Origin of the sequence: Glutamicibacter sp. TV12E (assembly GCF_052441935.1) — a bacterium.
Taxonomy (GTDB): domain Bacteria; phylum Actinomycetota; class Actinomycetes; order Actinomycetales; family Micrococcaceae; genus Glutamicibacter.
The window spans coordinates 1786890-1812900 of record NZ_JBQVVF010000001.1; the positions used below are offsets into that span (position 1 = coordinate 1786890).

Consider the following 26011-nt stretch of genomic DNA (forward strand, 5'->3'; position numbering starts at 1 on the left):
GCTGCGCGGTGCAGCCCGCCTTCCGTTGCCTATCACCCCTGCGAGGAGCGCTCCTGGAACTAGCGGATGGGTGGATCAGCCGGCAGCAGGTGCTCGCCGGTTCGATCCGTGGCCAATGCCAGCGAAGAAATGTACTGCAGTTCTCCATCCGGGCCGGGTACCGCGGAGGCCAGCATGTCCGGCCGCTCGAAGCGCAGTCCGGTGACGCAGCAGGTGTACAGCTCGTCGCTCGGGTTGCCTTCGGCGTCCAGCAGCGGGCTGTCGATGCCGTCATCGCTGCGGCGCAGGTAGTAGCGGCCCTTGGTGGCGATGGCCAGCAGCGGCGGCATCAAGAGTGCCAGGCCCACGGCCACCAGCGGGCTGAATGGCTGGATCTGCGGGCCGAGCAGCCCGAAGAACACGGCGATCGAGGCGATGGCAGAGACGAGCATCGAGATGAAGCCCACCGGGTTGACCGCGTAGAGCATGCCGCGGCGGAATTCTGGCACCTTGGGGGAGAGCTTCAGCAGGTACTTGTTGATGGCGATGTCGCTGGCCACCGTGACCACCCAGGCCATGGCGCAGTTCGCGTAGAAGCCCAGTACGGTATTGAGGAAGTCGAACATGTTCGCTTCCATCAGGATCAGCGCGATGCCGAGGTTGACCAGCACGAACACCATGCGCCCCGGATAGGTCTTGGTCACTCGGGTAAAGGAGTTGGTCCAGGCCAGTGAACCGGAGTACGCGTTGGTGACGTTGATCTTGATCTGCGAGATGACCACCAGAACCACGGCCAGGCTCATTGCCAGCCACGCCGGCATCATTTCGCGGTAGACGCCCAGGAACTGGTGCACCGGTTCGTTGGCGGTAGCCGAAGCCTGCGGATCCAGCGTAGCAATCAGGTAGACGGCGATGAACATGCCGGTGATCTGCTTGATGGCACCGAAGATGACCCAGCCCGGGCCGCCAAGAATCACCGCGGTCCACCAGCTGCGCGCGTTGGCGGCGGTCTTGGGAGGCATGAAACGCAGGTAGTCGATCTGTTCGGCGATCTGCGCCATCAGCGAGAGGCAAACACCGGCTGCCAGCATGGCCGAAGCGAAGTTCACGCCCTCGCCGGTGCCCTGCTCGCCGGCATAGTTCACGAAGGTCTCCACGGATTCCGGGTGGGTGGCAACGAGGTACACCATGGGCACAACCATCAGGATCAGCCACAGCGGGGTGGTCCACACCTGCAGCTTAGCCAAGGTTTTCATCCCGTAAATGACCAGCGGGATGACCATGAGGGTTGAAATCGCATAGCCCAGCGGCTTGGGGATCCCGAGTCCCAGTTCCAAGCCCTGCGCCATGATGGCGCCTTCTAGGGCGAAGAAGATAAAGGTGAAGGTGGCAAAAATGACGTTGGTGACGATGGAACCGTAGTAGCCGAACCCCGAGCCTCGGGTGATCAGATCCAGGTCGAGGTTGTAGCGGGCGGCATAGTAGGCCAGCGGGAAACCGGTGACGAAGATGATCAATGCCGCGATCAAGACGCCGGTAATGGCGCTCGCCGTGCCATGGGCCAGGGCAATATTTGCGCCGATGGAGAAGTCCGCCAGATAGGCGATTCCGCCCAGAGCGCTGGTGGCCACCACTGATGGTACCCAGCGCCGGTAGGAGCGCGGGGCGAAGCGCAGGGTGTAATCCTCCAGGGACTCCTTGGCGGCGTTTAGCTGCCCTTGATTCGTGCCGGCGGAAATACGTTCCGGTGCCTGCTGTTGTTCGTTCGTCGCTGTCATGTGCATCAGCCTAGTGAGCGCATGTTTCGCTGGGCTCGGCCGTTCTGTGTCCAGCAGGTAAACAGGATCTCACCACGTGAACCCTTGGTTACATGGGCATCGAAATGGCCCTGTGAAGATGATTTCAGATCCTTGGATGCACCTGTTTTCCCAGTTCAGTTCGCCTATCATTTGTGGCATCGCAGAAAAATGCCGCTGGCCATGGTGTGCGAGGGCTAAGTAAAGCTACACTTGTTTCTATAGTTAGAACAGTGTCGTAACTATAGAGACAATGAAGTTTTTGCGGCACGGACCGAGGAGTCACACCATGCAGATTCACCACCGGGGATACGTCTCGGGAGATCCACGCGTCAAGGAAGCCGCCGGCTACGGGATCAACCGGGCAGCAGAAATTCCCGACGAAATGGATGTATTGATTGTCGGCACCGGACCGGCTGCCTCCGTGGTGACCGCGCAGCTCTCCCGTTTCCCCAGCATCAACGTGCGCGCCATCGAAATGCGCCCTGGCCGGCTGGAAGTCGGCCAGGCCGATGGCATCCAGGCCCGCTCGGTGGAAACCTTCCAGGCCTTTGGCTTTGCCAACGAGGTTATCGAAGAGGCTTACCGCAATGTCGAGATGTGCTTCTGGACCCCGGATCCCGAAAACCCGGCGAACATCAAGCGCCACTCGCGCGCCGCCGACGATGCCACCGGGATGAGCGAATTCCCGCACATCTACGTGAACCAGTCGCGCATCCTGGACTACTTCCTGCGCGACGCGGAACGAGCCCCGGGCAAGGTCACTCCGGACTACGGGGTGGAATACCTCGGCTGCGAGATCGACTCCGGCGCCGAATACCCGGTCACCGCGCACATCAAGTACGTGGCCGGCGAACGCGCTGGCGAAGAACGCACCGTGAAGGCCAAGTACCTGGTCGGCGGCGACGGCGCCCGCAGCCAGGTGCGCCGCTCGCTGGGGCACAAGCTGCATGGCGACGCGGCCCTGCATGCCTGGGGCGTCATGGATGTCATGGTCAATACCGACTTCCCGGACATCCAGGTCAAATGCTCCATCCAGTCCCACGAGGCGGGCAACATCCTGCTCATCCCGCGCGAAGGCGGCTACCTAGTCCGCTTCTACGTGGACCTGGGCGAACTGACCGCGGAAGATGCAGGGGCCATCCGCAACACCCCGGTGGAAGAGATCGTGGCCACCGCCAACCGCATCATCCACCCGTACACCATGGATGTGAAGAACGTTGCCTGGTTCTCGGTCTACGAGGTCGCCCACCGCATCACCGACGGCTTCGACGATGTGGAAGAACACGAGCGCGGCACCCGCTGCGCCCGGGCCTTCATCATGGGCGATGCCTGCCACACCCACTCGGCAAAGGCCGGCCAGGGCATGAACGTATCCATCCAGGACGGCTTCAACCTCGGCTGGAAGCTGGCCGCCGTGCTCGAAGGCCGCGCCCCGGACGCGCTGCTGGATACCTACGCCGAGGAGCGCAAGGTCATCGCCCAGAACCTCATCGACTTCGACAAGGAATGGTCCACCCTCATGGCCAAGTCCGTGGATGACTGGGAAGACCCGGACGAACTGGAGAAGTACTACACCAAGACCCAGGAATTCCCTGCCGGCTTCATGACCCAGTACACCGAATCGGCCATCACCACCGGGCTGGAGCATCAGGATCTGGCACCCGGCTTCCCGGTGGGCAAGCGCTTCAAATCAGCTGAAGTGATCCGCCGCTCCGACAACCGCTGGCGCCATCTGGGCCACTTCCATGAGGCCGACGGACGCTGGCGGGTCTACGCCTTCGCCGATGCTGCGGCCCCTGCCTTGGAAGGCACCGCCATGGCCGACTTCGCTGCGTGGTGGGAGAAGGATTCGGCTTCCCCGCGCAACCGATACACCCCACCCGGGGTGGATCAGGATTCGGTCTTTGATACCAAGGCCATCTACCAGCAGGACTACACCGAGGTAGAACTGCATGACGTGCCGAAGATCTTCCAGCCGCTGAAGGTCCCCTACGGACTGCACGATATCAACCAGGTGTTCGCTGCAGGCCACGGCCGCGACATCTTCCGCGAACGGGAAGTCAGCCGCTCCGGTGCCATCGTGGTAGTCCGCCCGGACCAGTATGTTGCTGGCATCTTCCCGCTGGATGCCCGTGAGGAAATCAGCGAGTTCTTTGCCGGGAACATGCTGCCGGTGGGCACCGGCAAGAACAACTAGGGGCAGCCCCGGCCCCGTGCGATAGGCTGCTCGTCCTGTCGTACGGGGCTGATACTCTCTGGGGCATGAACGCGTTCTTTGATTCCTTGCCGGTGCGCCGCATCGCCGAGCATCCCAAAGCACCCATGGACCGCACCGATTGGGCGGCGCAGATCCCAGCTGTGCGCCAGGTCCTTGATGAAGGACTGGAACTGGGGCAGCTGACCGTGCTGGTCGGTGAAAACGGGGCCGGCAAATCAACGCTGGTTGAAGGCATCGCCGCAGCTTTCGGGCTGAATCCCGAGGGCGGAACCCGCAACTCCATGCACCAAACCCAAATGACCGAATCAGGCTTGTCATCGCACCTGCAGCTGGAACGCGGGGCTGGCGCTTCCAAGGCCGGAGTCTTCTTGCGGGCCGAAACCATGCACGGGCTCTTCACCTATCTGGGATCCATTGGCTCGCGCGGCAAGCACAATTTCCAAAGCCATGGCGAATCCTTCATCGAGTTCTTCACTGAACGCTCCAGCGTCAACGGCCTCTGGGTTTTCGACGAAGCCGAATCAGCGCTGTCATTCAACGGCTGCCTGATGCTGCTTTCGCACATTTCCGATCTGTTGCGCAGCGGATCCCAAGTCATCATTTCCACCCACTCGCCCATTCTTGCCTCGCTGCCGCAGGCGAAAATCTATGAAATCGGCCAGTGGGGGATTCGCCCGGCAAGTTATGACGAATTGGAAATGGTCAGCAACTGGCGCCTGTTCCTCGATGCGCCAGGGCGCTACCTGCGACACTTCGACGCCTGAGTTCATCGAAACAACCCTCGGTTATTGAGGCAGGCGCTCTTCCCCTAAGCTTTTAAGCAAAGGACGATGAAGGGGACGCACCATGGCACAGAAGCGCTCAATTTGGGCTCGAATTTTCGGTATCGGCAAGGCCAACGCCAACGCGGCACTGGACGCCCTCGAGGATCCAAAGAAGATGCTGGATCAGACGGTCCGCGACTACACCAACAACATTGCCCAGGCTGAGCAGGCTGTTGCCCAGACCATCGGCAATCTGCGCATGGCCGAGGACGACCTGGCCAAGCTGAACCAGGAAGCCACCGAATGGGGCACCAAGGCCGTGGCTGCCTCGAACAAGGCTGACGAATATGCGGCTGCCGGGGACGCTGCCAACCAGCAGAAATTCAACCAGCTGGCCACCGTCGCCATCCAGCGCCAGATGTCGGCGGAGAAGAAGGCTGCCTCGTTGCAGTCCACCGTCACCAGCCAGCGCGAAGTGGTCGACAAGCTCAAGACCGGCTTGAATTCCATGCAGTCCAAGCGCCAAGAGCTGGTAGCCAAGCGCGATGAGCTGGTGGCTCGTGCCCGCAACGCCAAGACCCAGACGCAGATGATGGACACCATGAAGGCCTTGGACTTCAGCGATCCATCCAGCGAGATCAGCCGTTTTGAGCAGAAGATCCGCCAGGACGAAGCCAAGGTCCGAGGCGCCCAGGAACTGGCCTCCTCATCGCTTGATGCGCAGTTCGCACAGCTTGAGGATCTGGGCGCAGCCACCGAGGTTGATGCCCGCCTGGCCGCGCTGAAGGCCAGCAGCAATCCCGGAGACGTCATCGAGCAGGCACCAGCCGGCCCAGAGCTAGAAGCAGCGGCCCCGGATCTGTCCGAGGTCGAGGCACGTCTGGCCGCGTTGAAGAACAAGCAGGCCTAGCCGCCACAACAGACTGCAACAGCGCGAGCCGCCAAGGATCAAGAATCCATGGCGGCTCGCGCTGTTGTGCTGGGAGAAGGCTAGTGCTCCCACAGGCCGGGGCCCGAATCCTGCGGGTAGAAGGTAGCATGGCCCGCCGAGACATCCACCGAGATCTTATTCGGCGAATCCATATCCGTGGCCAGCAAATTGCTCACGTCGCCGGCCTCGACATTCTGGCGCAGATCGTAGGTGCCATCGGGTAGCTCCAGCTCCAGGGCTCCGGCGCTCACTTTCGCGGTGATGTTCTGCGGCGCCTTGCCCGAGAGGGTCCCGCTCAAATGCCCGGCGGAAATATCGAACTCGGCCTGGTTGACATCTTCCAGGGACACGTCGGCCCGGCCAGCGCCCAAATGGACCTTGGCCGTCTGTGCAGTGCCGGACATATCCAGCTGGCCGGCGCCCACCTCGATATCCAGGTTCTTGTAGGAGCCCACAGCGTTGAAGTCCCCGGCGGCCAGTTCGAAGGACGCGTCCAGGCTGCCGTCATTCATTGACTCCGGCAGGGTCAGCACAGCGGTATTCTCGTAGGAGCCGCAACCGAAGAAGCACCAGTTATCCCAGGAATCCGGCGAATCCACCACGAGCTTATTGCCTTCGCGCTTCAGCTCCCAGTCCCGGGAATTGGAGCTATCCACCTCCAGCGTGGCCTCATCGACCTTCGCGAAACGCAGATCAAAGCTGCCCGAGCCGGCCGTGATCTGCAGGCTGCCCATCCCTTCCACGCTGGCGTTCTGGGTGGTGCTATCCCGGTTGAGCGCAGCGAAGGCGCTGCGCGCGGAACTGATCAGCAGGGTCAGGATCACCAGGCCGCCGATCACGGCCAGGGTGATATTCAGCGCCGTGCCGTTGGCCCGCGGATTGCCCTGGGGCGTGGGGCGAACCGGTGGCATCCCAGTCATTTGCGTGTCGGTCATGATCCGTTCCTATCTGTGCTGTTGCTGCCCAGGTTTTGTATATGTGCCAGGGCTGCCAGCACACGCCGGTTGCCCGTTCCATCGGCTTCGAGGCCGAGCTTCTGGAAGATGGAGGTGATGTATTTTTCGACGCTGGCTTCCGAAAGGAAAAGCATGGCTGCAATCGCCTGATTGGATTTTCCTTCGGCCACCGCGGCCAGCACGCTGCGTTCCCGATCGGTCAGCCGCTGCATCCGGTCATCGTGGTTGCGCCGGGTCAAAAGCTGCGCCACGACTTCCTGATCCAGGATGGTTCCGCCGGCAGCGATCTGTTCCAACGAGGCGATGAATTCGTTGACATCGGCGACCCGGTCCTTGAGCAGGTAGCCGATGGATCCGGATTGGGTGGAGATCAATTCCGAGGCGTAGCGTTCCTCCACATATTGGGAGAGCACCAGCAACGGCAGATCAGGATAGGCCTTGCGCAGCTGCAAGGCAGCGCGGATCCCTTCATCGGTGTAGCTCGGCGGCAATCGCACATCCAGGATGGCGATCTGCGGGAAGTCCTCTCCAACCGCCGTGTCCAGGAAGTCCATCAGCCCGGTGGCGTCGGGAAGGTCGGCGACCACGCGGTGCCCGCTGTGATCCAGCAATCGCACCAGCCCTTCGCGAAGCAGGACCGAGTCCTCGCAAATCAGTACACGCATGGCACGCTCACTTCCAGTGTTGTTGGTCCGCCGGCCGGGCTGTCGAGCTGCAGGGTTCCACCGGCAGCCACCACCCGGTTGTTGATGCCATCCAGCCCGCCGCCGGGGGTGATGCGGGCTGAGCCCACGCCATTGTCTTCAATCCGGGCCCACAAGTGCTCTTGCCCGTCATGCTCGCGCACCCGCACGGTGACCTGGCAGCGCTGGGCCCGCGAATGCTTGGCCGCGTTGGTCAGCGCTTCGGCGATGGCGAAGTACATGGCAGCCTCTGCCACCCGGGGGTAGCGCCCTTCAAGTTGCACATCGAGCTGGACCGGGATGTGGGAGCGCCCGGCCACCGCGGACAGCGCCGCATCCAGGCCGCGGTCATCGAGCACCGAGGCGTAGATGCCGCGGGTGAGCTGGCGCAGCTCGGTGATGGCCGACTTGGTGGAGGCGTGGGCCTCGGCCACCAATTCCTTGGCCTGCTGCGGGTTGCTGTCGATCTGCTGATGGGCCAGGCCCAAGGTCATCGCCACCGAAACCAGCCGGGGCTGGACGCCGTCGTGCAGGTCGCGTTCGATCCGGGTGCGTTCCACCTCGGCGGCGCGCACCGCTCCCTCGCGCTGAACCGTGGTGCTGCGCACCTTCTCGGTCAGCTGGGTTTCGCGGGCCAAGGACCCGATGATGCCCACGGTGACGCTGCGGTGCAGGAATGCGGTGCCGATGACAATTCCGGCTCCCGCGATCGCCAGCAGCATCAGCCATGGTGCCTGGGCGGCCGGGGTATGCAGGGAGAAGGGGCCCGCGACCGTGTCCACATCGGTCAGCGGGGCGAAGGAGATGATGGCCAAGTGCACGGTCCATTGCAGCACCCCGAGCATGATCGTGCCGATGATGCAGGCGAGCACCAGGCTGCCCAACGAAGCCCACATGCGACCATCGGCCAAGGCCCGGCCCAGCGTTTTCACGTAGTGGCCGAAGCCCGGTCCGCGACGGGCCGGCCAATTCAGCGGCACCGCGTCGATGCCGTATAGCCCGCTGATGCGCACGATTTCGGTGCGGGCCACCGCGAATAATGTGTAGAGCAGGCCCACCAGGAGGAGCAGGCCGATGCCCAGCAGAGGTGTCAGCCCGATGCCCATGGCCAGCCAGGCGATCAGCAGCGAGAGCCCGATGGTGCCGAAGCTGCCGAGCACGGCCAAATGCAGCAGCGTGAAGCCTAATTTCAGTGGCGGGCGCCCGGTTCTGGCGCCCGGTGGAGACCATGGTGTCGAAGTCATAGTTCAACAGTAGATTGCGCGTTGTGGCGCGGATACCGAGGGAACCGGAGAAGTTCATTAGGGAAAACCCGAACTTTTCACAGGTTGGCTCTGGTGGTGGATCCTGATTGAGCGCAAGATGATGGCATGGATACCGTCCAATCCCTGAGAATCGAACCGTTGACCGAGCCGCGGATGGAAGACTTCGCTGCGGTGGTGAACCCGAATCATCGGCAGAAGCACTGCTGGTGTTTGTCTCACCGGCTCAGCGCCCAGGAAATCCGGGAACGCGGCGGAGAGGACCGCTATGAAGCGATGTGCTCGCTGGCCCGCGAAAAGATCGCCCCGGGAGTCATCGCTTATCTGGAGGACCAGCCGGTGGGGTGGTGCAGCATCTCGCCGCGGGCGCGGATTCCGAGGCTGGAGAACTCAAAGCTGATCCGGCCGGTGGATGATCTGGCGGTGTGGAGCATCATCTGCATGGTGGTGCGCGGCGGTTACCGGCGCAGGGGAGTGAACCGCCAGATGGTGCTCGGCGCGCTGGACTATGCCAAGAGCCAGGGCGCACCTGCGGTGGAAGCCTACCCGGTGGATCCCGAAGGCCGGATGGATCTGACTATGGCCTTTGTCGGGACACGCAAGATGTTCGAGGAGGCCGGCTTCGAAGTGGTGGGCGTCAGCGATGCGGTGGCCAGCAGAATGCCGAGGCTGATCATGCGCAAGATGTTGTGATGCATCCGAGGCAGAGGGCCGGTGGCTACCGTTTTTCGGTGAGGGCCTGCATACCTAGCAGGCCCTGTTCATCCAAGCTCTTGTGGAAGTAAGAGGAGATCGCTGTTCTGGCCGCGTCCCCAGCGGCCACCGGGTCGCCGGCCTCGATGGCATCGAAGATGGCGCGGTCCAGGGAGACGACCTTCTTCATTTCGCGGGTTTCATTATCCGCGTGGCTCATCTGATCGTTCATAACCTGCAAGATGGCACCGGCGACTGCCTCGCCACAGATCCGCAGGATGCTGTTATGGCTGGCTTCCCATACCGCGGCGTGGAAATCCAGATCGGCGCGGTTGAATGAATCGGACCCGGTGCTGGATTCGACTTCCATGCGTTCGACGGCGTCGCGCATCGCGGCCAGCTGCTCATCGTTGTGCATGACTGCGGCAAGCTGGCAGGCTGAGCTTTCCAAAACGATGCGGAACTGCACCAGCTCATCGAGCGACAGGGAAGTGATCCGGGTGAGGTTGGCGAAGGACCTTTCCAGATGATCCGTGGATACCGGCAAGACGACCGGACCACTGCGTCCACCGGGTTTGGACGCGATCAGCCCCTGGCTTTGGAGCACCCGCAATGCCTCGCGAACCGTGGGACGGCTGACCGAGAACTGAGTCATCAGCTCGCGTTCGCTGGGCAGATGCTGTCCCGGCTTGATCTCCTTGGACAGGATCGCTTCTTCGATCTGCTGGACAACTCGCTCGTAGGTCAGCGTTGGCACGGCCGGCGTAAAAGTCAGCTTGCTCATGTGGAGCCTTCCTTGGATCGAAAACACTCGGTTGAGGACAAAGATATCCCAGCTGTCGCTTCAATAACATGCAAAACCGAAAACTTCTCAAACTGGTAAGACCAGAAAACTTAGTAGAAATATCAGCATGGATGGTGTTTCATGGATCACATCACTCATTGGCACGTTGAACGATGGAGAATCATGAGCTCGAAGAAAAACCTCTGCCGGTTGGTTACCACAGCACTTGTTGGCACATTGGCTTTGAGCGCGTGCTCTGCCGGATCAAGCTCGACCGCGACCGACGATGCTAGCCAGAAGACTTCGGTCACCGTGGCGTTGACCGGCGAGCCGGTCAATCTCGATTTCACCAAGACCGCAGGCGCCGCAATTCCCCAAGCGCTCATGTCCAACGTCTACGAAGGCCTGGTCGAGATCGACCAGGAAGGAAAGATCCAGCCCCTGCTGGCCGAATCATGGAAACTGAGCAACGGCAACAAAACCTACACGTTCACACTTCGCGACGGCGTTACCTTCTCCAACGGCGAAGCCTTCACCGCCGATGACGTCAAATTCAGCATCGACCGAGTCAAGTCCGACGCATGGGTCTCCAGCCTGAAAGCGAAAATGGACATCGTTGATTCGGTGAAGGTCATCAACGACACCGAAGTGGCTGTCACGCTCAAGAAGCCAAGCAATGCCTGGCTTTTCGACATGGGAACCCTGGTCGGCGCCATGTTCGACCCGAGCGGCGTCGACGACTTGGCCAGCACCGCCATCGGCACCGGCCCTTACGAAATCGAAGCATGGAACCGCGGCCAGTCCATCAACTTCGCCACGCGCGACGACTACTGGGGCGAGAAGCCAGCAGTCGAAAAGGCGACGCTGCGCTACTTCGCGGACGCGGTTGCGACCACCAACGCCTTGCAATCCGGTGACGTGGATGTCGTCTACAACATGCAGTCCCCGGAGCTGCTTTCCTCCTTTGAATCCAACGACCAGTTCCAGGTTCTGGAGGGAACCTCCAACGGAGAAATCGTGTTGTCGATGAACAACAAGAAAGCTCCATTTGATGACAAGCGAGTCCGCCAAGCAATCATGTATGCCATCGACCGCCAAGCCGTCGTCGATACTGCGTGGAATGGCTACGGAACTGTAGTCGGTGGGCCAGTTCCGACAACCGACCCGTACTACGAAGATCTCAATGGCGTTTACCCCTACGATCCTGAGAAAGCCAAGAAGCTTTTGAAGGAAGCGGGCGCAGAAGACCTCAGCGTGAAGTTCACGGTGCCTACCCGTCCTTACGCCACCGCGGTGTCCGAAATCGTCGTCTCACAACTGGCCGATGTGGGCATCAAGGCAAGTATCGAATCCGCCGAATTCCCTGCGGTATGGCTGGACCAGGTCTTCACCAAGAAGGACTACCAGATGTCGGTGGTGCTGGCCGTGGAGAGCCGCGATGTGCTGGCCATGTTCAATAATCCGGACTACTACCTGGGCTACGACAACTCGAAGATCAAGGATGTGGCGGCCAAGGCCGACGCGGCCGATGAAGCCGGATACGTCGACGGAATGAAGAAGGTCGTACGCACCATCGTCGACGACGCTGCCGCGGATACCCTGTTCATCTTCCCCAACATCGTTGTCGCCAAGTCGGGAGTCACTGGAGTTCCAGAAAACTCCGTCACCGAAGCGCTGGATCTGACCGGAATCGGCTGGAACTGACAAGCTGCCGATATCTGAAGGGAATCGCTGATGGGACTTCGAATACTGATCAATGTGGCGAGGTTTGTCGTCACGTATGTGGTGGCTACCGTGGCGGTGTTCTTCTTCATGAGAGCGATCCCCGGTGATCCTGCGCAAATTGCCCTGGGCGTGAATGCGACGCCCGAGCTCTTGGCCAAGACCCGTGCGGAATTCGGCACCGACCGTCCGCTGATCGTCCAGTACTTCGATTGGGCGCTGGGTCTGCCATTTGGCGACTTCGGCACCTCGTATGTCACCCGGCAGGATATCAGCCCGCTGATCCTGGACAGGGTCCAAGTCAGCCTGATCCTTGTCGTATTGGCGATGATCGTGGCCTTGGCTATTGCGGTTCCCTTTGGAACCTACGCAGCGGTCAAGCACCGCAACCCCAGCGGCATCCTGATTAGCGGAATCAGCCAACTGGGAGTTGCCGTTCCCAACTTCCTTGCCGGAATCCTGCTGGTCGTGGTGTTCGCGGTAGGCCTGGGCTGGCTGCCGGCCAACGGGTGGACCCCGCCCGGCGTTGATTTTGCCGACTTCCTGGCGCGCGTGATCTTGCCGGTGCTCGCCCTGGCCTCGGTCCAAGGCGCCATCCTTACCCGGTATGTCCGCTCCGCAGTCATGGAAGTCATGAGTGAAGACTATCTGCGCACCGCACGGTCAAAAGGACTGAGCAAGCTGCAGGCGCTGATCAAGCACGGCCTGCGCAATGCGTCGATTCCGGTGCTCACGGTCACCAGCGTGCAGCTGGCGGCGTTGATCATCGGAGCCGTAGTCATTGAACGGGTCTTCGTTATTCCCGGTTTGGGATCCATGCTGCTCGATGCCGTCGGAAACCGCGATCTGCTCACCGTGCAATCGGTGGTGATGGTGCTCGTGGCCATCACGTTGATCATCAATCTGGTCGTCGACGTGCTCTATACGATCCTTGATCCACGCATCAGAAAGGGAGCGTAATGGCGCAAGAACAAATTGTGGCCAAGCCCGCCCAGCGCAAGCTGTCATCGACATTGATCGTGGGCGGCGCGCTCGTCGCCCTGGTGCTTATCGCGGCCTTGGTCTCCTTTATCTGGACCCCCTATGACCCGGTCCAGGCCGTCCCCGCCGACCGCTTGCAAGGTTCAAGCGCCCAGCATCTGATGGGCACCGACCGATACGGCCGAGACGTGTTTTCCGGGGTGCTCTACGGAGCACGCATCACCTTGCTGGTTGGCCTTGTCGCGGTTGGCATCGCCTTGCTGATCGGCACCCCGCTGGGGATCCTGGCCGGGATGCGCGGAGGCATGACAGAGGAAGTCACCATGCGCGGCGCCGATATCCTGCTAGCTTTTCCGGCGCTGCTGGTAGCCATCATGTTCGGCGCGGTGTTCGGGGCCAGCACCCTGACCGCCATGCTTGCCATCGGTATCGGCTCGATCCCGGGCTTCGCTCGTGTTGCCCGCAGCGGAACGCTGCAGGTGATGAGCACCGAATACATCATGGCGGCCAAGGCAGCGAGCCAGAGCAGCTGGAGGATCGCAAGGCGCCACGTCTTGCCCAACATCATCGGCATGGTTGTCGTCCAGTGCTCCGTTTCCTTTGCCATCGCCGTATTGGCCGAAGCGGCATTGTCCTTCCTCGGGCTGGGCACCCCGCCACCGGTGCCATCCTGGGGGCGCATGCTCCAGGAATCGCAGCAGTTCCTCGGCACCTACCCGATGTTGGCCGTCTGGCCAGGTGTAGCGATCGCGGCTGCCGTTTTGGGCTTTACCCTGCTGGGTGACGGCTTGCGGGACCGGTTCGATCCCAAACTGAACGGAGAGCGCTAATCATGGCCGAAATCGACGTGCGCTCAAACCTGTTGGAAGTCTCCAACCTGACGATCAAAACCAAGACCCGCACATTGGTCACGGACTTCAACCTGAGCATGAAACGCGGGGACCGGGTGGGACTGATCGGCGAATCCGGTTCGGGCAAGTCAATGACCACATCGGCATTGATGGGCCTGCTTCCCGAAGGAGTCAGCGCCCAGGGGTCGATCCAGCTTGCCAGCCATGCCGGAAACCTGGTGGACGCCAGCGACAAGGAACTGCAGAAGATCCGTGGCAAGGACATGGCCATGGTATTCCAGGAGCCGTTGACCGCCTTGAACCCGCTCATGAAGGTCGGGAAGCAAGTCGCGGAAATCATGAGCACTCACAAGAGCGTGGGTAACAAGGCCGAAGCGCGCCAGCGTGCCGTTGAGCTGCTGGCCTCGGTCAAATTGCCGGATCCTGAACGCGCCGCGCGGTCTTATCCGCATCAGCTTTCGGGCGGCCAGCGGCAACGGGCCATGCTGGCCATGGCGCTGGCCAACGATCCGGGACTGCTCTTGTGCGATGAGCCGACGACGGCGCTGGACGTCACGGTGCAACGCCAAGTGCTGGATTTGATCCAGGAATCCGTGGCTGAACGCGGTACCGGATTGCTGTTCATCACCCATGACTTGTCAGTTGTGGCCAATGTCTGCGATCGGGTTCTGGTGATGAACAACGGGCGCATTGTCGAAGAGGGAAGCACCGAAGAGGTCTTCAGCAACCCGCAGCATCACTACACGCGCGGCTTGTTGGCGGCTTCGGATTTGAATGCCACCGGTGCCGATGGGCGGTTATTCACGGTGGCCTCGGCCGCAGCCTATGTGCCACCATCGCTTGATGATCCACAGCCAGAAGCCATCACTGAGGCCAAGGTTTCGGAGCCAGATCAGCAGGCGGCGGCTGACGGCAAGGAACCGGTGATCAGCGTCAAGGATCTTGTCCGCACTTACCCGGTGGGCCGCACGTCCCTTTTTGGCAAGCCGGGCGAAGTGCAAGCGCTGCGAGGCATTTCCTTTGACGTGGCCGCAGGCCAACGATTCGGCGTCGTGGGCGAGTCGGGATCCGGGAAATCTACCCTGCTGCGAATCCTAGCCGGACTCGACCAGCCGACGTCAGGCAGCGTGCAAGTGGCCGGCAACCAAATCGCTGGTGCCAGGGAAAAAGACCTGCTGCAACTGCGCCAGCAATTGCAGATCGTTTTCCAGGATCCCATGGGGTCCCTGGATCCGCGCATGAAAGTCAGGGACATCATCGCCGAGCCTTTGCTGGCTCCAGGGCAAAAGGTCGACAGCGCAAGGCACCGGAAACAGGTGGCCGACATGCTCGGTGCGGTGGGGTTGCCGGCCGATGCCGCTGAACGCTTCCCGCACCAGTTCTCGGGCGGGCAACGCCAGAGGATTTCGATTGCCCGGGCATTGATCTGCGAGCCCAAGGTGCTCGTCGCTGATGAGCCCGTGAGCGCGCTGGATGTTTCAGTCAGGGCCCAGGTACTCAACCTGCTCTCCGATTTGGTCGATGACTACCAGCTGACCTTGGTCTTCGTCTCCCATGACCTCTCTGTGGTGCGCTACATCTGCGACAACGTCGTGGTGATGAACCACGGAGAGATCGTAGAGAGCGGGACCACCGAGCAGATCTACGACAATCCGCAGCATAGCTACACCCGCACATTGGTGAATTCATCAATGTCGCTTCGCGAGGAACTAGCGACTCGCTAGGAGTACTGCCCACATCGAGAGGTTCGCATGTCACAACTATCAGAGCATTCCACAGCACTGCACCAGCTCTCGGCTCGTGAACTCGGTGCGGCCTACGCCGCGCACGAGCTATCACCCGTGGAGGTAGCCCGCTCGGTGATCGGCCGTGTCGAGGAACGCGAGCCGGTACTCAACGCGATGTACACGTTCGATCCTCAGGACGTGCTGCGCCAAGCCGAGCAAAGCGAGCACCGCTGGGCCAGCGGAGCACCCCGTGGCGCCCTGGATGGAGTGCCGGTCACGGTCAAGGAGAATATTGCCCGGGAGGGCATTCCGATGCCTTCGGGAACCGCTCTTTCCAATCCAAAGGTTCCCACGCAGAACGCTCCCATCACCGACCGGATCCTGGAAGCTGGAGCGGTCATTGTCGGATCCACCACCATGCCGGACTGGGGCATGCTCTCCTCCGGGGTTTCCAGCCTGCACGGTATTACCCGCAGTGCGTGGAACCCGCAATGGACTACCGGCGGATCCAGCGCCGGGGCAGGGGCCGCCGCGGCGGCAGGCTACGGGCCCTTGCATGTCGGCACGGATATTGGAGGATCGATTCGGCTGCCGGGCGGATGGCAGGCGTTGGCGACGCTCAAGCCGAGCGCCGGCCTGATTCCGCTGGATGTGCCGTATATCGGCAGGGTCGCGGGGCCGATGGGCCGCAGCGTCACTGATATTGCCCTGTTCATGTCGATTCTTGCTCAGCCCGATCTTCGGGATTACACGACCAGGCCCTATCCGGCCATGGACTGGGCGGCAGAACCTATCGACGTGCGGGGCCTGAAAGTCGCCGTGCACCTCGATGCCAACGCCGGTGCAGCAGTCGAGCCGGAAGTCGCTGCGGCAGTTTCCGCTGTCGCTGATTTATTTGCAGCTGCAGGGGCAGGTGTGGAAGTGCTCGATCCATTCATTGATCAACAGATGCTTGACCGGCTTGATGGTTTTTGGCGGACACGCTCGCTGGCGGACTACCGGGAGCTTCCAGCAGCAGAACAGTCCAAGGTGCTGGACTATATCGTCGCGTGGTGCACCGACGGCGGGAAGTTTGATGGCGCGGATACCATCAGGAACTTCGGGGCCATCGACCAGATGCAAAAGGCGACGATTGCCGCCACCAGCGCATTCGACCTCGTGATTTCGCCGGTGTCCCCGATGGCCGCCTTCCCCGCTGAGCAGCCCATGCCACACCCTGATCCTCATGCCACGATGAGCCACATCGGGTTTACCGTTCCCTACAACATGTCGGGACAGCCAGCTGCGACAGTGAACTGCGGATTCACCAGCGATGGCAAGCCCATCGGGGTGCAGCTTTCCGGGCGGGTAGGAGCAGATGACCAGGTGCTGAAAGCAGCTGGCTGGTACGAATCGCAGCGACCTGCAACCGCTGTACCCAACTGGCTGGAGCTGGATTAGTTCCGGGCAATCCTGCTATTCAGGGGTGCTGCCGAAGGAAGCAAGAGCGGACAAGGCGGTCCGTTCTTCCTCCGCCAGCAGATGGCCGTAATACTCGAAGAGACTGCTACGCGCCAGGTGCTCGGCGAGGTGGGCATCCTGGTAGCGTATGGCCTGGAATACCTGGGCGTGGTGGTCGATGGTGCGCTGCATCAGGGCATGGTCATCGGGGCTCTGCTCGATGCTTGCGGCGATGAGCTGCTCGATGGAGTCGCGCACGGCCTCAGCGGAAATGCGCAAGAGCGCATGGCCGCTGGCATTGGCCACAACATCATGGAAATCCAAGTCGGCCTTGCTGAAGGCCTCTTGTCCCTGTGCCCGGGCCGCGCGCATCCGCGCCATGGCTTTTTCCAGCTGCAAGAGATCGGCCTCGGTACGCCGGGTGGCGGCCAGGGAATTAGCCGATGATTCCAGGGTCATACGGTAAATCAGCAGGTCCGCGAGGCTGGATGCCGAGGCCTGGGTCAGCCGGGAGATCACTTTCTGCAAGGGCCCCGAGGTCGGTGCCAGAATCACCGCCCCGCGGGGGTCGCCAGGACGGGAAGCGATCATGCCGTTGCTTTCCAGCACGCGCATGGCTTCGCGCACCGAGGAACGGCTGACCTGGAAGGCGGTGACCAGTTCGCGTTCGCCGGGAAGATGCTCTCCGGCTTTGAGCTCGCCGGAAAGCACCTGGCGTTCAATGTGATCCACGATGGCTTCGAAGGCTCGCGCCTTCGGTGGTTCTGCGGGCTGCAGTGGCTGCGCCATGGGCGGCATCTTCCTTGACTCAGATCAATTTGGTGGTGTGAAACGGCCGTCGATGGCGGTCCATCCGCCGTCAACGCTCAACACCGATCCGGTGACGAAGCTCGACGCGTCGGAAGCCAAATACACGATGGCCCCGGCCATTTCCTCGGGTTTGGCCCATCGCCCCAGGGCGCTCTTGGTGGCGTAGGCGTTGTACCACTCTTCGTTGGCCTTGATTTGCGCGGTCAGCGGGGTTTCGACCACGCCCGGGGCGATGACGTTGACTCGTACCGCGTGCTCGCCGAACTCTGCCGCGGCGGTGCGAACCAGCTGCACCAGCGCCGCCTTGGTTGCCGCGTAGACGCTTTGGCCCGGTTCCACCACGGAAGCGCGAATCGAGGCCACGCCGATAATGGAGCCGCCGCCATTGGCTGCCAAGCGCGGTGCGAAGGCCTGGATCAGCGAGAATGAGGCGCGCAAGTTGAGGTTGACGACCTTGTCGAATTCTTCCATCGTGTAATCGACGATGCGCTTGCGCACGTTCATGGCAGCGGTGAAGACCAGGGCCGAGATGTCCTTGTAGGCTTCGGCGGCGGCCCGGACCGCTTCGTGGTCGAGAACGTCGAGCCCGATGGCCGTGGCACGGCCACCGAGCATGGCTGCCGTTTCCCGGGCGGCCGCTTCGTTCAGATCGGCGCAAATGACCTGGGCATCGTGCGCATGCAGGGCGAGGGCCGCTTCGCGTCCGATGCCGCTGCCAGCTCCGATGACCAGTACGCGGCGTGAGGCGAACTGAAATAATTGCGTGTAGTCCACTAGGGGGCTTCTTTCTCTGCGGGCTGCTATGGCCGGATCAGCGCCATGCGGGTTACGGTGAACTCTTCTATGGCGAAGCGCGGGCCTTCCCGGCCGATGCCCGAGTCCTTGACCCCGCCGTAGGGCATGATGTCCGAGCGGAATCCCGGGATTTCGTTCACGACCACGCCGCCGACCTTGAGGGTGTCGATGGCGCGGAATGCGGTCTTGAGCGAGCTGCTGTAGATGGCTGCCTGCAGCCCGTACCGGGAGTCATTGAGGATCTCGAAGGCCGTATCAAGATCGGGAACCGTCTCCAGGCAAACAACCGGCCCGAAGATTTCTTCATTCCATAGCTGCAGATCCCGGGGGACATCGCGGATCACGGTTGGCTTCAGGACCCTGCCCTCCAGCTCGCCGCCAGCCAGCACCTGGGCGCCATGGGTCGTGGCGTCGTTGATCCAGCCCAGGATTCGCTGTGTTGACGCTTCGTTGATCACGGTCGCTACCCGCGTTTGCGCGGAGCGGGGATCGCCAACGACGACTTCTTCGAGGCGCGCCAGAAGCTGTGCCTGGAACTCTTGGGCGATTTCCTTTTCCAGCAGCACCCGCTGGATTGAAATGCAGGCCTGCCCGTTGGCGTAGAAGCCGCCGCGCAGAACGGCGTCCACCGCCTGGGGAATGCTGGCGTCTGCGGCGACAATAAAGCCGGTGTTGGAGCCGAGCTCGAGCACGGTTTTCCGCGGGGCGGCGTTCTTGGCAATTTGATGTCCTACAGCCGCGGAACCGGTAAAGGAAACCACCGAGGAACGCGGGTCGCCCACGAGGCGTTCGCCGACGTCGATTCCTCCGGTGACCAGTTGCACGGCTCCGGGGTTCACCGAATGCTCGGCCAATACCTCGCGGATGATGTGCACTGCCCACAAGGTTGCGAGGGGGGTGTTGGGGGCCGGCTTGAGAATAATGGGGCAGCCAGCGGCAATTGCCGGGGCCAGCTTGTGGCTTGCCAGCAAGAGCGGGTAATTGAACCCGGCGATGCCAACGACGACGCCGGCTGGCTTGCGCACCCAGAAGCCCATCATGCCTTCGCCCGATGGCTGCAAGTCCAATGGAACGGTTTCGCCGTGGATATGGGCGACTTCTTCGGCAGCAGAGGACCATGTGGTCAGCGTGCGGGCGACTTCTACCCGGCAGTCAACCAGCGGCTTTCCGGTTTCTAGGACCAGGAGGTGCTCCAGTTCTTCGCGGTGTTCTGCCAGCCGGTCATGAACGGAGCAAAGGATTGCGCGACGAGTACCGGTGCTCAGCCCTTCGACCTCGTCGGCTACCTGCTCGGCGGCGTCCAGGGCTTGGGCCGCGTGATGCACGGTTCCAACCGGTGCGGAAGCAATCAGCGAAGAATCGAAAGGGAAGACGATGTCGGCGCTGTCGTCGCACGGAACCCAATGGCCGCCGATCGGCAATCCTTCTGGATAGGCATTCAGATAAGTCGACACCATTCCTACTTTCGAGCGGTCGCTAGTGGAAGTTTTACTGGTCAGACCAGTAGGTGTTCAAAGCTAATCAGTGATCTAGCTCGCAGTCAATGGATTTATTAAAAGTGACCCCATAATTGAGCGAAAATCGATGCAACCATTGACAAGCAAAAATGCTCGGGGAACAGTAATGGTCAATGAAGAGTCTCTGGATACTGAACTAGAGAATCGGTGGCTCCGGATCCGGGCGGTGAACATGTCAACCACGTGGCGCAGCAACGTGTCCCTGGCGCGTGAAACTGCCGGACTCATCAGCGAACGCATACTTTCGGGAAGGTATCAACCTGGCGAGCAGCTGCCACAGGCGCGGCTATCGGAACAGCTCGGCGTCAGCCGGACCCCGCTGCGCGGTGCGATGAACCTGCTTGAAAACGATGGATTGATTCAGATTGATGACCTTGGCCGGGCCTCGGTAACCCGGATGGCAAGCCGCCTGCTCAAGGAAGTCCTGGCCTACCGGCGGATCATGGAAACCGGCGCCTGCGAACTCGTGCAACACGGCACAGCGTCAGCACCACTGAAACAACTCGCCGCTGGCAATCCCGGCCCATGGACGCCTCGAAGCCGTTCAGGATTCCACACCGGGCTGCTTGAGTGCAGCGGGAATAACCAGCTTCGCAATTCCGTGCCACTAGTGCGCATGAGCGAAGAAGTGTCTTTGCCCGCTTGTGCCTGGTACGAGGAGGCCGCTGCATCCTTGGACCGCCATATCGAGGCATCGATGGATGCGATCATCCATGGCTTTGTTCCACAGGCGCAGCGGGAGCTGCAGAAGTATTTTGACGAACTGCTCAACCTGATCGATGGCAATGAAAGGACCGCATCGTGAACAGCTATTCCATCGCAGTAATCCCCGGAGACGGTATCGGTCCCGAAGTTATGGACGGTGCACTGGAAGTACTGGCGGCAACCGAGGAAATTTTTGGACTCTCCATCAAGTACCACCACTACAGGGCTGGTGCGAAGCATTATCTAGCCACCGGAGAACTGTGGAATCATGATCTGGCGCAGCAGCTGCGGACTCATGATGCGGTGCTTTTCGGTGCCATGGGCGATCCCTCGGTGGAGCCAGGAATACTGGAACGCGGTTTCATCCTTGCGATGCGCCAGGCCTTCGAGCAGGCAGTGAATCTGCGGCCGGTCAAGCTTTATCCCGGCGTCGCGACTCCCATCGCCGGGCTCACGCCTGAGCGCTGCGACTTGGTCATCGTGCGTGAAAACACCGAAGGCGCCTATGTGGGGCAAGGCTCCACCATCCATGCTGATACGCCGAATACTGTCGCCATTCAGGAATCCGTGAATACCCGGCGGGGGATCGAGCGGGTTGTCGAATACTCCTTCAAGCTGGCCATGAACCGCCGCAAGAAGCTGACCCTGTGCCACAAGAAGAACATCCTCATCGAAGCCGGCAAGCTGTGGCAAGACGTCGTGGATTCCGTGGCCGCAAGATATCCGGAAGTCAGCGTGGATTACGTCCACGTAGATGCGATGTGTTTCCATCTGCCGGTAGCCCCGGAAAAGTTCGACGTCGTGGTTACCGACAACCTTTTTGGCGACATCATCACGGATCTAGGCGCGGTCATCCAGGGTGGGCTAGGGGTTGCGGCCAGCGGGAATCTGAATCTTGATGGCTCGGCACCGAGCATGTTTGAAGCGATCCACGGTTCAGCCCCGGACATTGCCGGAAAAGGTTGGGCGAATCCGGTAGGAGCGATTCTCTCCGCCGCGATGATGCTGGCCCATCTGGGCGAAAAAGCAGCGGCGCAGGCAATAGAAGCGGCCGCAGTTAACGTGCTGAAGGACCTTCCGGTGCTCGCCGGCCCGGGCATGGGGATGAGCACGACGGAAATAGCTGCCGTGGTTTCCTCGCACATCCGATCCGACTTCAGCAAAGTCGACGGGCTGTCGGTGATGGACAGCTTGGCGGAAAGCCGCTGAAGCCCGAGTCCTTGTGAAGCCCGGGTTGGCCGAACGTCCACCTGCAGGTGGCCATGCGTTTGCCATCCATCTATCGGTGCGTCAGCTATGGCCGATAGCGTCGCCATCATGGGACGGTTATTCATGGCGCTAGGAGATTCCTTCACCGAAGGCGTGGGTGACTGGGAGCCCCGGCTGCCCAACGGCGTGCGTGGCTGGGCCGACCGGGTGGCCAAGCAATTGTCCAAGGCGGACCCGCAATGGCAATACGTGAACCTGGGGATCCGCAGCCGCCGCCTAGAACAGATTATCGAGGAACAGATTCCGGTGGCGCTGGCACTGAAACCGGAAGTGATTACCTTCTATGCCGGCGGGAACGACATCTTGGAATTCCGCAAGGACATGAAAATTTTCCTTGAGCGATATGCCCAGGCTGTGGCCGACCTCGTTTCGACCGGGGCCAAGGTCTTGCTCTTCACCGGCTTCGACATCCCGGTGCATCCGGTCTTAGCTCCGTTCAAGAGGCGGAACTGGCGCTTCAACGAGTGCGTGCGCGAATTGGCGCTGATGCATCCGGACAATGTGGTGCTCGTGGATTATTGGCAGTGGCATGCCTACCGCGATAAGCGCATGTGGGATACGGACAAATTGCATATGAACCGTGCTGGCCATCGCTATATGGCCATCCGGATCCTCGAGATTCTCGGTTCAGAACATCACTTGGAGTTTGATCCGCTCGGTGCTGCTGAACGGGTGGGATTCTGGCAGGCCACCCAGCGCGATGTGGAGTGGCTGCGGCAATGGGTGCTGCCGATGTTCGGGCGCCGGCTGCGCGGAGTGACCCTGGGCGATGTGCTTCAGCCGCGGTGGCCAGAACCGATGTACCCAGCCAAGGGGATGAAAAAGCAATTCCGCAAACGCCGCGCACTTTCGGATGCACGGCATTCGCGGAATGCAGAGGTGTCCTAGCGTTCGGCCCGGGTCTAGCCCTGTGGTGCTTCCATGGACTGCAAGGCCTCTGGGCTCATCCAGGAAATTTCCCAGACGTGGCCGTCAGGATCCTGGACGGCTGCCTGGTACATTCCGGGGAATGGCTCATCGGCTGGGCGGTAGATGCTTCCGCCGCCGGCCTGGGCGTTGGCGACAAATTCATCCACGCCGTCACGGGTCTCGGAAGACAGGGCATTGAGTGCTTCGCGCTGGCCGGAGCCAAGGCCCGGCTTGTCGCCGTTGACCAGGAAGCTGGAGAAGAATTCTTGTTGCAGGCTCATGACGAAGATGTTCTCGTCGATGATCCAAGAGGTGGCATTCTCATCGGAGAAGGCGGGATTCTTCGTGAATCCCAGTGCCCCGTAGAACTTGTCGGCTGTGGCTAGATCTGCGGTTGGAAGGTTGACGAAGATCATTCGGCCCATGGCTATTCTCGCTTCAGTCTCGGCGGGTGCTGCTTGATGGCAAGTACTACTCTGCGCCATGCTTCGTGCCAGATCAAGGGCATAGGCGAACTTCCTGCAGGATACGACAAGGCCCCGGCCAAGGCACTGTGGCAGTGCCGCTGGTCGGGGCCTTGAAAGCACCCTGAATGCAGTGTGGGCTTAGGGCAAAAGTCGAGGAAACCTAGACGAGCGCCTTGGTGATTTCCAGCGGAATGCGGTCACGGGTGTAGGTGATGTGGTCGTAGCCGTGCGGCTGAGGCGTGCCGTCCTCGCCGATGTTCACGAAGACGATCTTCTCGATGGTGAGAATCGATTCCTGGGTGAAGATGTTGCGCACTTCTGCGCGCAGCGAGATCGAAGTCCGCCCAAAGTCGATGGCAGTCAGGCCCATCTCGATCAAATCGCCTTCTTTTGCCGAGGCGATGAAGTTGATTTCGGACATGAACTTGGTGACAACGTGCTTGTTGCCCAGCTGGATGATGGAGTAGATCGCAGCTTCTTCATCGATCCAGCGCAACAGGCTGCCGCCGAACAGCGTCCCGTTTGCATTCAGATCTTCTGGGCGAACCCACTTGCGCGTATGAAAAGTAATACCCTTAGCCATGCTCAAAATGCTAAGTCAGCGAGGGGGCCTTGCGCTGTTAGGTGATGCACAGTGTAGGTGAAAACACATATGGTCCGCAGCGGGGATTCCCTTCAGTCCCCGGGGCAAGGAAGGCTGGATCCGCACCTTGTGTTCTCGCTTAGTGGTTCGTGGGTGCCAACCGTGTGCGCTGTTGATAAGGTCAAGTCACACAGCACGAATCAACAAGGCCAATAAGGAAGGCAGGTGAAAATGACCTACCCCTCGGAAGGGAATAACGAAACTATTCCTACCGACTTCGATGACGTGGTTCAGCAGGTTTCCACCGGCGAGCTGGAGCATGACCGCATCGATGCCCTGCTGAAGGAAGCGCATGCTCGCTACGCCGACGCAGATGACGGACTCTTAGCCCATTACATCCCCATACTTGGCCAAGCTGACCCCGGGTTATTTGGCATTGCCATGTCCCACGTGGGTGGTTCGGTGCATGCCGTCGGCGATTGCTCGCACCCGTTCTCGATCCAATCCATCTCCAAGATGTTCGTCTACGCACTGGTGGTCCAAGAGCATGGCCGCGAAGTAGTGCGCGAGCGAATCGGCGTGAACAACACCGGCATGTCCTTCAACTCGGTGATGGCTGTGGAGCTGAACAACGGGCTGCCAATGAATCCCATGGTGAATGCCGGCGCCATCGCCACGACGTCGATGATGCCAGGGCGGACTGCCGCCAAGAAGTGGGAAAACGTTCGCGAGGGGCTCTCGGCCTTTGCCGGTCGTCCGTTGAGCCTGGATGACGAGGTCTACCATTCCGAGTCGCTGGCCAATGAGCGGAATAGGGCATTGGGGCACCTGCTCAAGAGCTACGGACGGCTGGAGAATGATCCTTCTGAGGCTGTTGATGTCTACACCAAGCAGTGCTCGCTGAACATCACCGCCCATGATTTGGCGGTCATGGGTGCGACCCTTGCCGATGGAGGAGTCAACCCGGTCACCGGACGGCGCGTAGTCGACGCTGACGTTTGCCGCGACACCTTGGCCACGGTGGCCTCGAATGGCCTGTATGAACGCTCCGGGGAGTGGCTCTTCGAGATTGGCATTCCGGCGAAGTCGGGGGTCTCGGGTGGCATCGTCGCGGTGGCGCCGGGCAAGGGCGCCATTGGCGCGTTTTCGCCACCGCTGGATATGGCCGGGAACTCGGTGCGGGCGCAGCTTGCCATCGGAGCGCTTTCGCGCGCCATGGGGCTGAACCTTTTTGCCTCGGCTCCGGATAGGCGAAGCTAGTTCTGCGGATGGTCGAACTCCTTCGTGATGCGTGAAGATCTGCCAACTAGCTAGACTTTCTTGGACAGGTGTATGGCAAATTCAACCACTTGTCGAAAATCTCCCAACTGTGATGCCCAGAATTGCTATGGCGACCTAAGGTGCCTAGTCAACCGGGCATCTTTGGAGAATGGCAGCTTTCGCGTCATTGGCGGCGGGCGCTCGAATGGGCAGTTCTTCCATGGCTGCGTTCCACCAGCGAAAGGCAGGGGGAGTTGAGTGCTTGAAAAATTTACTAAATAAGCTTTACTTGGAGGTATGTGCCATCTGCGGCACGTGGACTTTGAGGAAGCGTATTTCATGAAGAAAGTAACCAAAGCAACCATTGCGGCTGTGGCCGCTGGCGCGTTGCTTCTCGGCGGGGCCGGCACGGTAGCGCGCTGGCAGGCACAGCAGACCATCGATGCCGGCACCGTGGAAACGGGCCACCTGAATTTGGCCACCGGGGGAGCCGGCGTCTGGGAAGATATCAGCAACCCTGATGCGCCTGAGCCTTTCAACCCGGCAACCCAGCAGCTGGTTCCAGGCGATGTGGTTTCATTCAGCCAGACGGCCACCATCGATGCCGAGGGCAAGAACATCGCCGGTTCGCTGAGTGTTGACCAGCTGGACACCGCGCTGGGCGCGCTGGAAGGCTACGTGACCGTCGCGCTGCAGGTTGATGCTTCGGCTCCGGGGATCACCGAGGAAGCTGACGGAACACTGACCTTTGCCGAGCCGGGAACGTATTCGGTACCGTTCCTTATCACCGTCACCTTTGATGAAGGGGCCGTCGGAGACACTCCGCCTTCGACCTATGACCAGGTTCTCGACCTTGAAGCGCTGACCCTGACCTTGGACCAGGTTCGCGCCTAGCCATGGCGTGTG

Annotated in this window: 24 protein-coding genes; 14 read left to right on the plus strand and 10 right to left on the minus strand. The window is 60.9% G+C overall.

What is annotated here, in order from left to right:
- Nucleotides 1–59: 59 nt before the first annotated feature.
- A complete protein-coding gene (locus ACT7DV_RS08375; protein WP_444661765.1) occupies nt 60–1757 on the minus strand; it encodes a purine-cytosine permease family protein in 1698 nt (565 codons plus the stop codon).
- A 307-nt stretch (nt 1758–2064) separates the two neighbouring features.
- Between ACT7DV_RS08375 and ACT7DV_RS08380 the strand changes: the two genes are divergently transcribed.
- The 3 genes from ACT7DV_RS08380 to ACT7DV_RS08390 all read left to right on the plus strand — a co-directional run bounded on the left by ACT7DV_RS08380 (nt 2065) and on the right by ACT7DV_RS08390 (nt 5670).
- Nucleotides 2065–3975, plus strand: coding sequence for an FAD-dependent monooxygenase (locus ACT7DV_RS08380; RefSeq protein ID WP_444661766.1), 1911 nt, complete (start codon nt 2065–2067; stop codon nt 3973–3975).
- Between the two features lie 65 nt (nt 3976–4040).
- Nucleotides 4041–4760 carry an AAA family ATPase gene (locus ACT7DV_RS08385; protein ID WP_444661767.1) on the plus strand — a complete coding sequence of 240 codons (720 nt, stop codon included), beginning with the start codon at nt 4041–4043 and terminating at the stop codon, nt 4758–4760.
- Nucleotides 4761–4842: 82 nt separating this feature from the next.
- Nucleotides 4843–5670 carry a PspA/IM30 family protein gene (locus ACT7DV_RS08390; protein ID WP_444661768.1) on the plus strand — a complete coding sequence of 276 codons (828 nt, stop codon included), beginning with the start codon at nt 4843–4845 and terminating at the stop codon, nt 5668–5670.
- 80 nt (nt 5671–5750) lie between these two features.
- Here the strand turns inward: ACT7DV_RS08390 and ACT7DV_RS08395 are convergent, their stop codons facing one another.
- The 3 genes from ACT7DV_RS08395 to ACT7DV_RS08405 are packed head-to-tail and all read right to left on the minus strand — an operon-like array spanning nt 5751 to nt 8574.
- The gene (locus tag ACT7DV_RS08395) at nt 5751–6626 is read right to left on the minus strand and encodes a DUF4097 family beta strand repeat-containing protein (RefSeq protein ID WP_444661769.1); all 876 of its coding nucleotides are present in this window, start codon (nt 6624–6626) and stop codon (nt 5751–5753) included.
- The gene (locus ACT7DV_RS08400; protein WP_444661770.1) at nt 6623–7312 is read right to left on the minus strand and encodes a response regulator transcription factor; all 690 of its coding nucleotides are present in this window, start codon (nt 7310–7312) and stop codon (nt 6623–6625) included. The genes ACT7DV_RS08395 and ACT7DV_RS08400 overlap by 4 nt, the downstream gene beginning before the upstream one ends.
- On the minus strand, nt 7300–8574 hold the full coding sequence (locus ACT7DV_RS08405) for a sensor histidine kinase (RefSeq protein ID WP_444661771.1): 1275 nt from the start codon (nt 8572–8574) through the stop codon (nt 7300–7302). The genes ACT7DV_RS08400 and ACT7DV_RS08405 overlap by 13 nt, the downstream gene beginning before the upstream one ends.
- A 126-nt stretch (nt 8575–8700) precedes the next feature.
- Here ACT7DV_RS08405 and ACT7DV_RS08410 point away from each other — a divergent pair, with 126 nt between their 5' ends.
- Complete coding sequence (locus ACT7DV_RS08410; protein ID WP_444661772.1) at nt 8701–9285, plus strand: GNAT family N-acetyltransferase; 585 nt, start codon at nt 8701–8703, stop codon at nt 9283–9285.
- A gap of 25 nt (nt 9286–9310) precedes the next feature.
- On the opposite strand, the gene ACT7DV_RS08415 is transcribed toward ACT7DV_RS08410, so the two are convergent.
- Entirely contained in the window at nt 9311–10069 is a 759-nt protein-coding gene (locus ACT7DV_RS08415; protein ID WP_444661773.1) for a FadR/GntR family transcriptional regulator, read from the minus strand.
- 183 nt (nt 10070–10252) lie between these two features.
- Between ACT7DV_RS08415 and ACT7DV_RS08420 the strand changes: the two genes are divergently transcribed.
- The 5 genes from ACT7DV_RS08420 to ACT7DV_RS08440 are packed head-to-tail and all read left to right on the plus strand — an operon-like array spanning nt 10253 to nt 16790.
- Nucleotides 10253–11773: an ABC transporter substrate-binding protein gene (locus tag ACT7DV_RS08420; protein ID WP_444661774.1), complete on the plus strand. Its 1521-nt coding sequence runs from the start codon at nt 10253–10255 to the stop codon at nt 11771–11773.
- A gap of 30 nt (nt 11774–11803) precedes the next feature.
- Complete coding sequence (locus tag ACT7DV_RS08425; protein ID WP_444661775.1) at nt 11804–12751, plus strand: ABC transporter permease; 948 nt, start codon at nt 11804–11806, stop codon at nt 12749–12751.
- Nucleotides 12751–13602, plus strand: coding sequence for an ABC transporter permease (locus tag ACT7DV_RS08430; protein WP_444661776.1), 852 nt, complete (start codon nt 12751–12753; stop codon nt 13600–13602). Before ACT7DV_RS08425 ends, ACT7DV_RS08430 begins: the two co-directional genes overlap by 1 nt.
- Nucleotides 13603–13604: 2 nt before the next feature.
- Entirely contained in the window at nt 13605–15347 is a 1743-nt protein-coding gene (locus ACT7DV_RS08435; RefSeq protein ID WP_444661777.1) for a dipeptide ABC transporter ATP-binding protein, read from the plus strand.
- A gap of 27 nt (nt 15348–15374) precedes the next feature.
- Nucleotides 15375–16790 (plus strand): amidase, encoded by a 1416-nt coding sequence (locus ACT7DV_RS08440; protein WP_444661778.1) that lies wholly within the window; start codon nt 15375–15377, stop codon nt 16788–16790.
- Nucleotides 16791–16805: 15 nt separating this feature from the next.
- On the opposite strand, the gene ACT7DV_RS08445 is transcribed toward ACT7DV_RS08440, so the two are convergent.
- Genes ACT7DV_RS08445 through ACT7DV_RS08455 form a run of 3 tightly spaced genes read right to left on the minus strand, consistent with a single transcriptional unit; the run spans nt 16806 to nt 19852 of the window.
- On the minus strand, nt 16806–17579 hold the full coding sequence (locus tag ACT7DV_RS08445; RefSeq protein ID WP_444661779.1) for a FadR/GntR family transcriptional regulator: 774 nt from the start codon (nt 17577–17579) through the stop codon (nt 16806–16808).
- 24 nt (nt 17580–17603) lie between these two features.
- Nucleotides 17604–18374, minus strand: coding sequence for an SDR family NAD(P)-dependent oxidoreductase (locus ACT7DV_RS08450; protein WP_444661780.1), 771 nt, complete (start codon nt 18372–18374; stop codon nt 17604–17606).
- Between the two features lie 26 nt (nt 18375–18400).
- The gene (locus ACT7DV_RS08455) at nt 18401–19852 is read right to left on the minus strand and encodes an aldehyde dehydrogenase family protein (RefSeq protein WP_444661781.1); all 1452 of its coding nucleotides are present in this window, start codon (nt 19850–19852) and stop codon (nt 18401–18403) included.
- Nucleotides 19853–20084: 232 nt separating this feature from the next.
- Between ACT7DV_RS08455 and ACT7DV_RS08460 the strand changes: the two genes are divergently transcribed.
- The 3 genes from ACT7DV_RS08460 (at nt 20085) to ACT7DV_RS08470 (ending at nt 22774) form a co-directional block, all read left to right on the plus strand.
- Nucleotides 20085–20717, plus strand: coding sequence for a GntR family transcriptional regulator (locus tag ACT7DV_RS08460; protein WP_444661782.1), 633 nt, complete (start codon nt 20085–20087; stop codon nt 20715–20717).
- Nucleotides 20711–21826, plus strand: coding sequence for a 3-isopropylmalate dehydrogenase (locus ACT7DV_RS08465; RefSeq protein ID WP_444664809.1), 1116 nt, complete (start codon nt 20711–20713; stop codon nt 21824–21826). The genes ACT7DV_RS08460 and ACT7DV_RS08465 overlap by 7 nt, the downstream gene beginning before the upstream one ends.
- A gap of 87 nt (nt 21827–21913) precedes the next feature.
- Complete coding sequence (locus ACT7DV_RS08470; RefSeq protein ID WP_444661783.1) at nt 21914–22774, plus strand: SGNH/GDSL hydrolase family protein; 861 nt, start codon at nt 21914–21916, stop codon at nt 22772–22774.
- Nucleotides 22775–22788: 14 nt separating this feature from the next.
- On the opposite strand, the gene ACT7DV_RS08475 is transcribed toward ACT7DV_RS08470, so the two are convergent.
- Nucleotides 22789–23220, minus strand: coding sequence for a VOC family protein (locus tag ACT7DV_RS08475; RefSeq protein ID WP_444661784.1), 432 nt, complete (start codon nt 23218–23220; stop codon nt 22789–22791).
- Between the two features lie 202 nt (nt 23221–23422).
- Nucleotides 23423–23845, minus strand: coding sequence for an acyl-CoA thioesterase (locus ACT7DV_RS08480; protein WP_075972515.1), 423 nt, complete (start codon nt 23843–23845; stop codon nt 23423–23425).
- Nucleotides 23846–24076: 231 nt separating this feature from the next.
- Between ACT7DV_RS08480 and glsA the strand changes: the two genes are divergently transcribed.
- Together glsA and ACT7DV_RS08490 are read left to right on the plus strand one after the other, a co-directional pair.
- Complete coding sequence (gene glsA, locus ACT7DV_RS08485; RefSeq protein WP_444661785.1) at nt 24077–25105, plus strand: glutaminase A; 1029 nt, start codon at nt 24077–24079, stop codon at nt 25103–25105.
- A 339-nt stretch (nt 25106–25444) separates the two neighbouring features.
- Nucleotides 25445–25999 carry an alternate-type signal peptide domain-containing protein gene (locus tag ACT7DV_RS08490; protein ID WP_444661786.1) on the plus strand — a complete coding sequence of 185 codons (555 nt, stop codon included), beginning with the start codon at nt 25445–25447 and terminating at the stop codon, nt 25997–25999.
- The last annotated feature ends 12 nt before the right edge of the window (nt 26000–26011 follow it).

Excerpts from the sequence above, each read along its gene's own strand:
- ACT7DV_RS08375 (WP_444661765.1), bottom strand. The coding sequence starts at position 1,757 with ATGACAGCGACGAACGAACAACAGCAGGCACCGGAACGTATTTCCGCC.
- ACT7DV_RS08380 (WP_444661766.1), top strand. The coding sequence starts at position 2,065 with ATGCAGATTCACCACCGGGGATACGTCTCGGGAGATCCACGCGTCAAG.
- ACT7DV_RS08385 (WP_444661767.1), top strand. The coding sequence starts at position 4,041 with ATGAACGCGTTCTTTGATTCCTTGCCGGTGCGCCGCATCGCCGAGCAT.
- ACT7DV_RS08390 (WP_444661768.1), top strand. The coding sequence starts at position 4,843 with ATGGCACAGAAGCGCTCAATTTGGGCTCGAATTTTCGGTATCGGCAAG.
- ACT7DV_RS08395 (WP_444661769.1), bottom strand. The coding sequence starts at position 6,626 with ATGACCGACACGCAAATGACTGGGATGCCACCGGTTCGCCCCACGCCC.
- ACT7DV_RS08400 (WP_444661770.1), bottom strand. The coding sequence starts at position 7,312 with ATGCGTGTACTGATTTGCGAGGACTCGGTCCTGCTTCGCGAAGGGCTG.
- ACT7DV_RS08405 (WP_444661771.1), bottom strand. The coding sequence starts at position 8,574 with ATGACTTCGACACCATGGTCTCCACCGGGCGCCAGAACCGGGCGCCCG.
- ACT7DV_RS08410 (WP_444661772.1), top strand. The coding sequence starts at position 8,701 with ATGGATACCGTCCAATCCCTGAGAATCGAACCGTTGACCGAGCCGCGG.
- ACT7DV_RS08415 (WP_444661773.1), bottom strand. The coding sequence starts at position 10,069 with ATGAGCAAGCTGACTTTTACGCCGGCCGTGCCAACGCTGACCTACGAG.
- ACT7DV_RS08420 (WP_444661774.1), top strand. The coding sequence starts at position 10,253 with ATGAGCTCGAAGAAAAACCTCTGCCGGTTGGTTACCACAGCACTTGTT.
- ACT7DV_RS08425 (WP_444661775.1), top strand. The coding sequence starts at position 11,804 with ATGGGACTTCGAATACTGATCAATGTGGCGAGGTTTGTCGTCACGTAT.
- ACT7DV_RS08430 (WP_444661776.1), top strand. The coding sequence starts at position 12,751 with ATGGCGCAAGAACAAATTGTGGCCAAGCCCGCCCAGCGCAAGCTGTCA.
- ACT7DV_RS08435 (WP_444661777.1), top strand. The coding sequence starts at position 13,605 with ATGGCCGAAATCGACGTGCGCTCAAACCTGTTGGAAGTCTCCAACCTG.
- ACT7DV_RS08440 (WP_444661778.1), top strand. The coding sequence starts at position 15,375 with ATGTCACAACTATCAGAGCATTCCACAGCACTGCACCAGCTCTCGGCT.
- ACT7DV_RS08445 (WP_444661779.1), bottom strand. The coding sequence starts at position 17,579 with ATGGCGCAGCCACTGCAGCCCGCAGAACCACCGAAGGCGCGAGCCTTC.
- ACT7DV_RS08455 (WP_444661781.1), bottom strand. The coding sequence starts at position 19,852 with ATGGTGTCGACTTATCTGAATGCCTATCCAGAAGGATTGCCGATCGGC.
- ACT7DV_RS08460 (WP_444661782.1), top strand. The coding sequence starts at position 20,085 with ATGTCAACCACGTGGCGCAGCAACGTGTCCCTGGCGCGTGAAACTGCC.
- ACT7DV_RS08470 (WP_444661783.1), top strand. The coding sequence starts at position 21,914 with ATGGCCGATAGCGTCGCCATCATGGGACGGTTATTCATGGCGCTAGGA.
- ACT7DV_RS08475 (WP_444661784.1), bottom strand. The coding sequence starts at position 23,220 with ATGGGCCGAATGATCTTCGTCAACCTTCCAACCGCAGATCTAGCCACA.
- ACT7DV_RS08480 (WP_075972515.1), bottom strand. The coding sequence starts at position 23,845 with ATGGCTAAGGGTATTACTTTTCATACGCGCAAGTGGGTTCGCCCAGAA.
- glsA (WP_444661785.1), top strand. The coding sequence starts at position 24,077 with ATGACCTACCCCTCGGAAGGGAATAACGAAACTATTCCTACCGACTTC.
- ACT7DV_RS08490 (WP_444661786.1), top strand. The coding sequence starts at position 25,445 with ATGAAGAAAGTAACCAAAGCAACCATTGCGGCTGTGGCCGCTGGCGCG.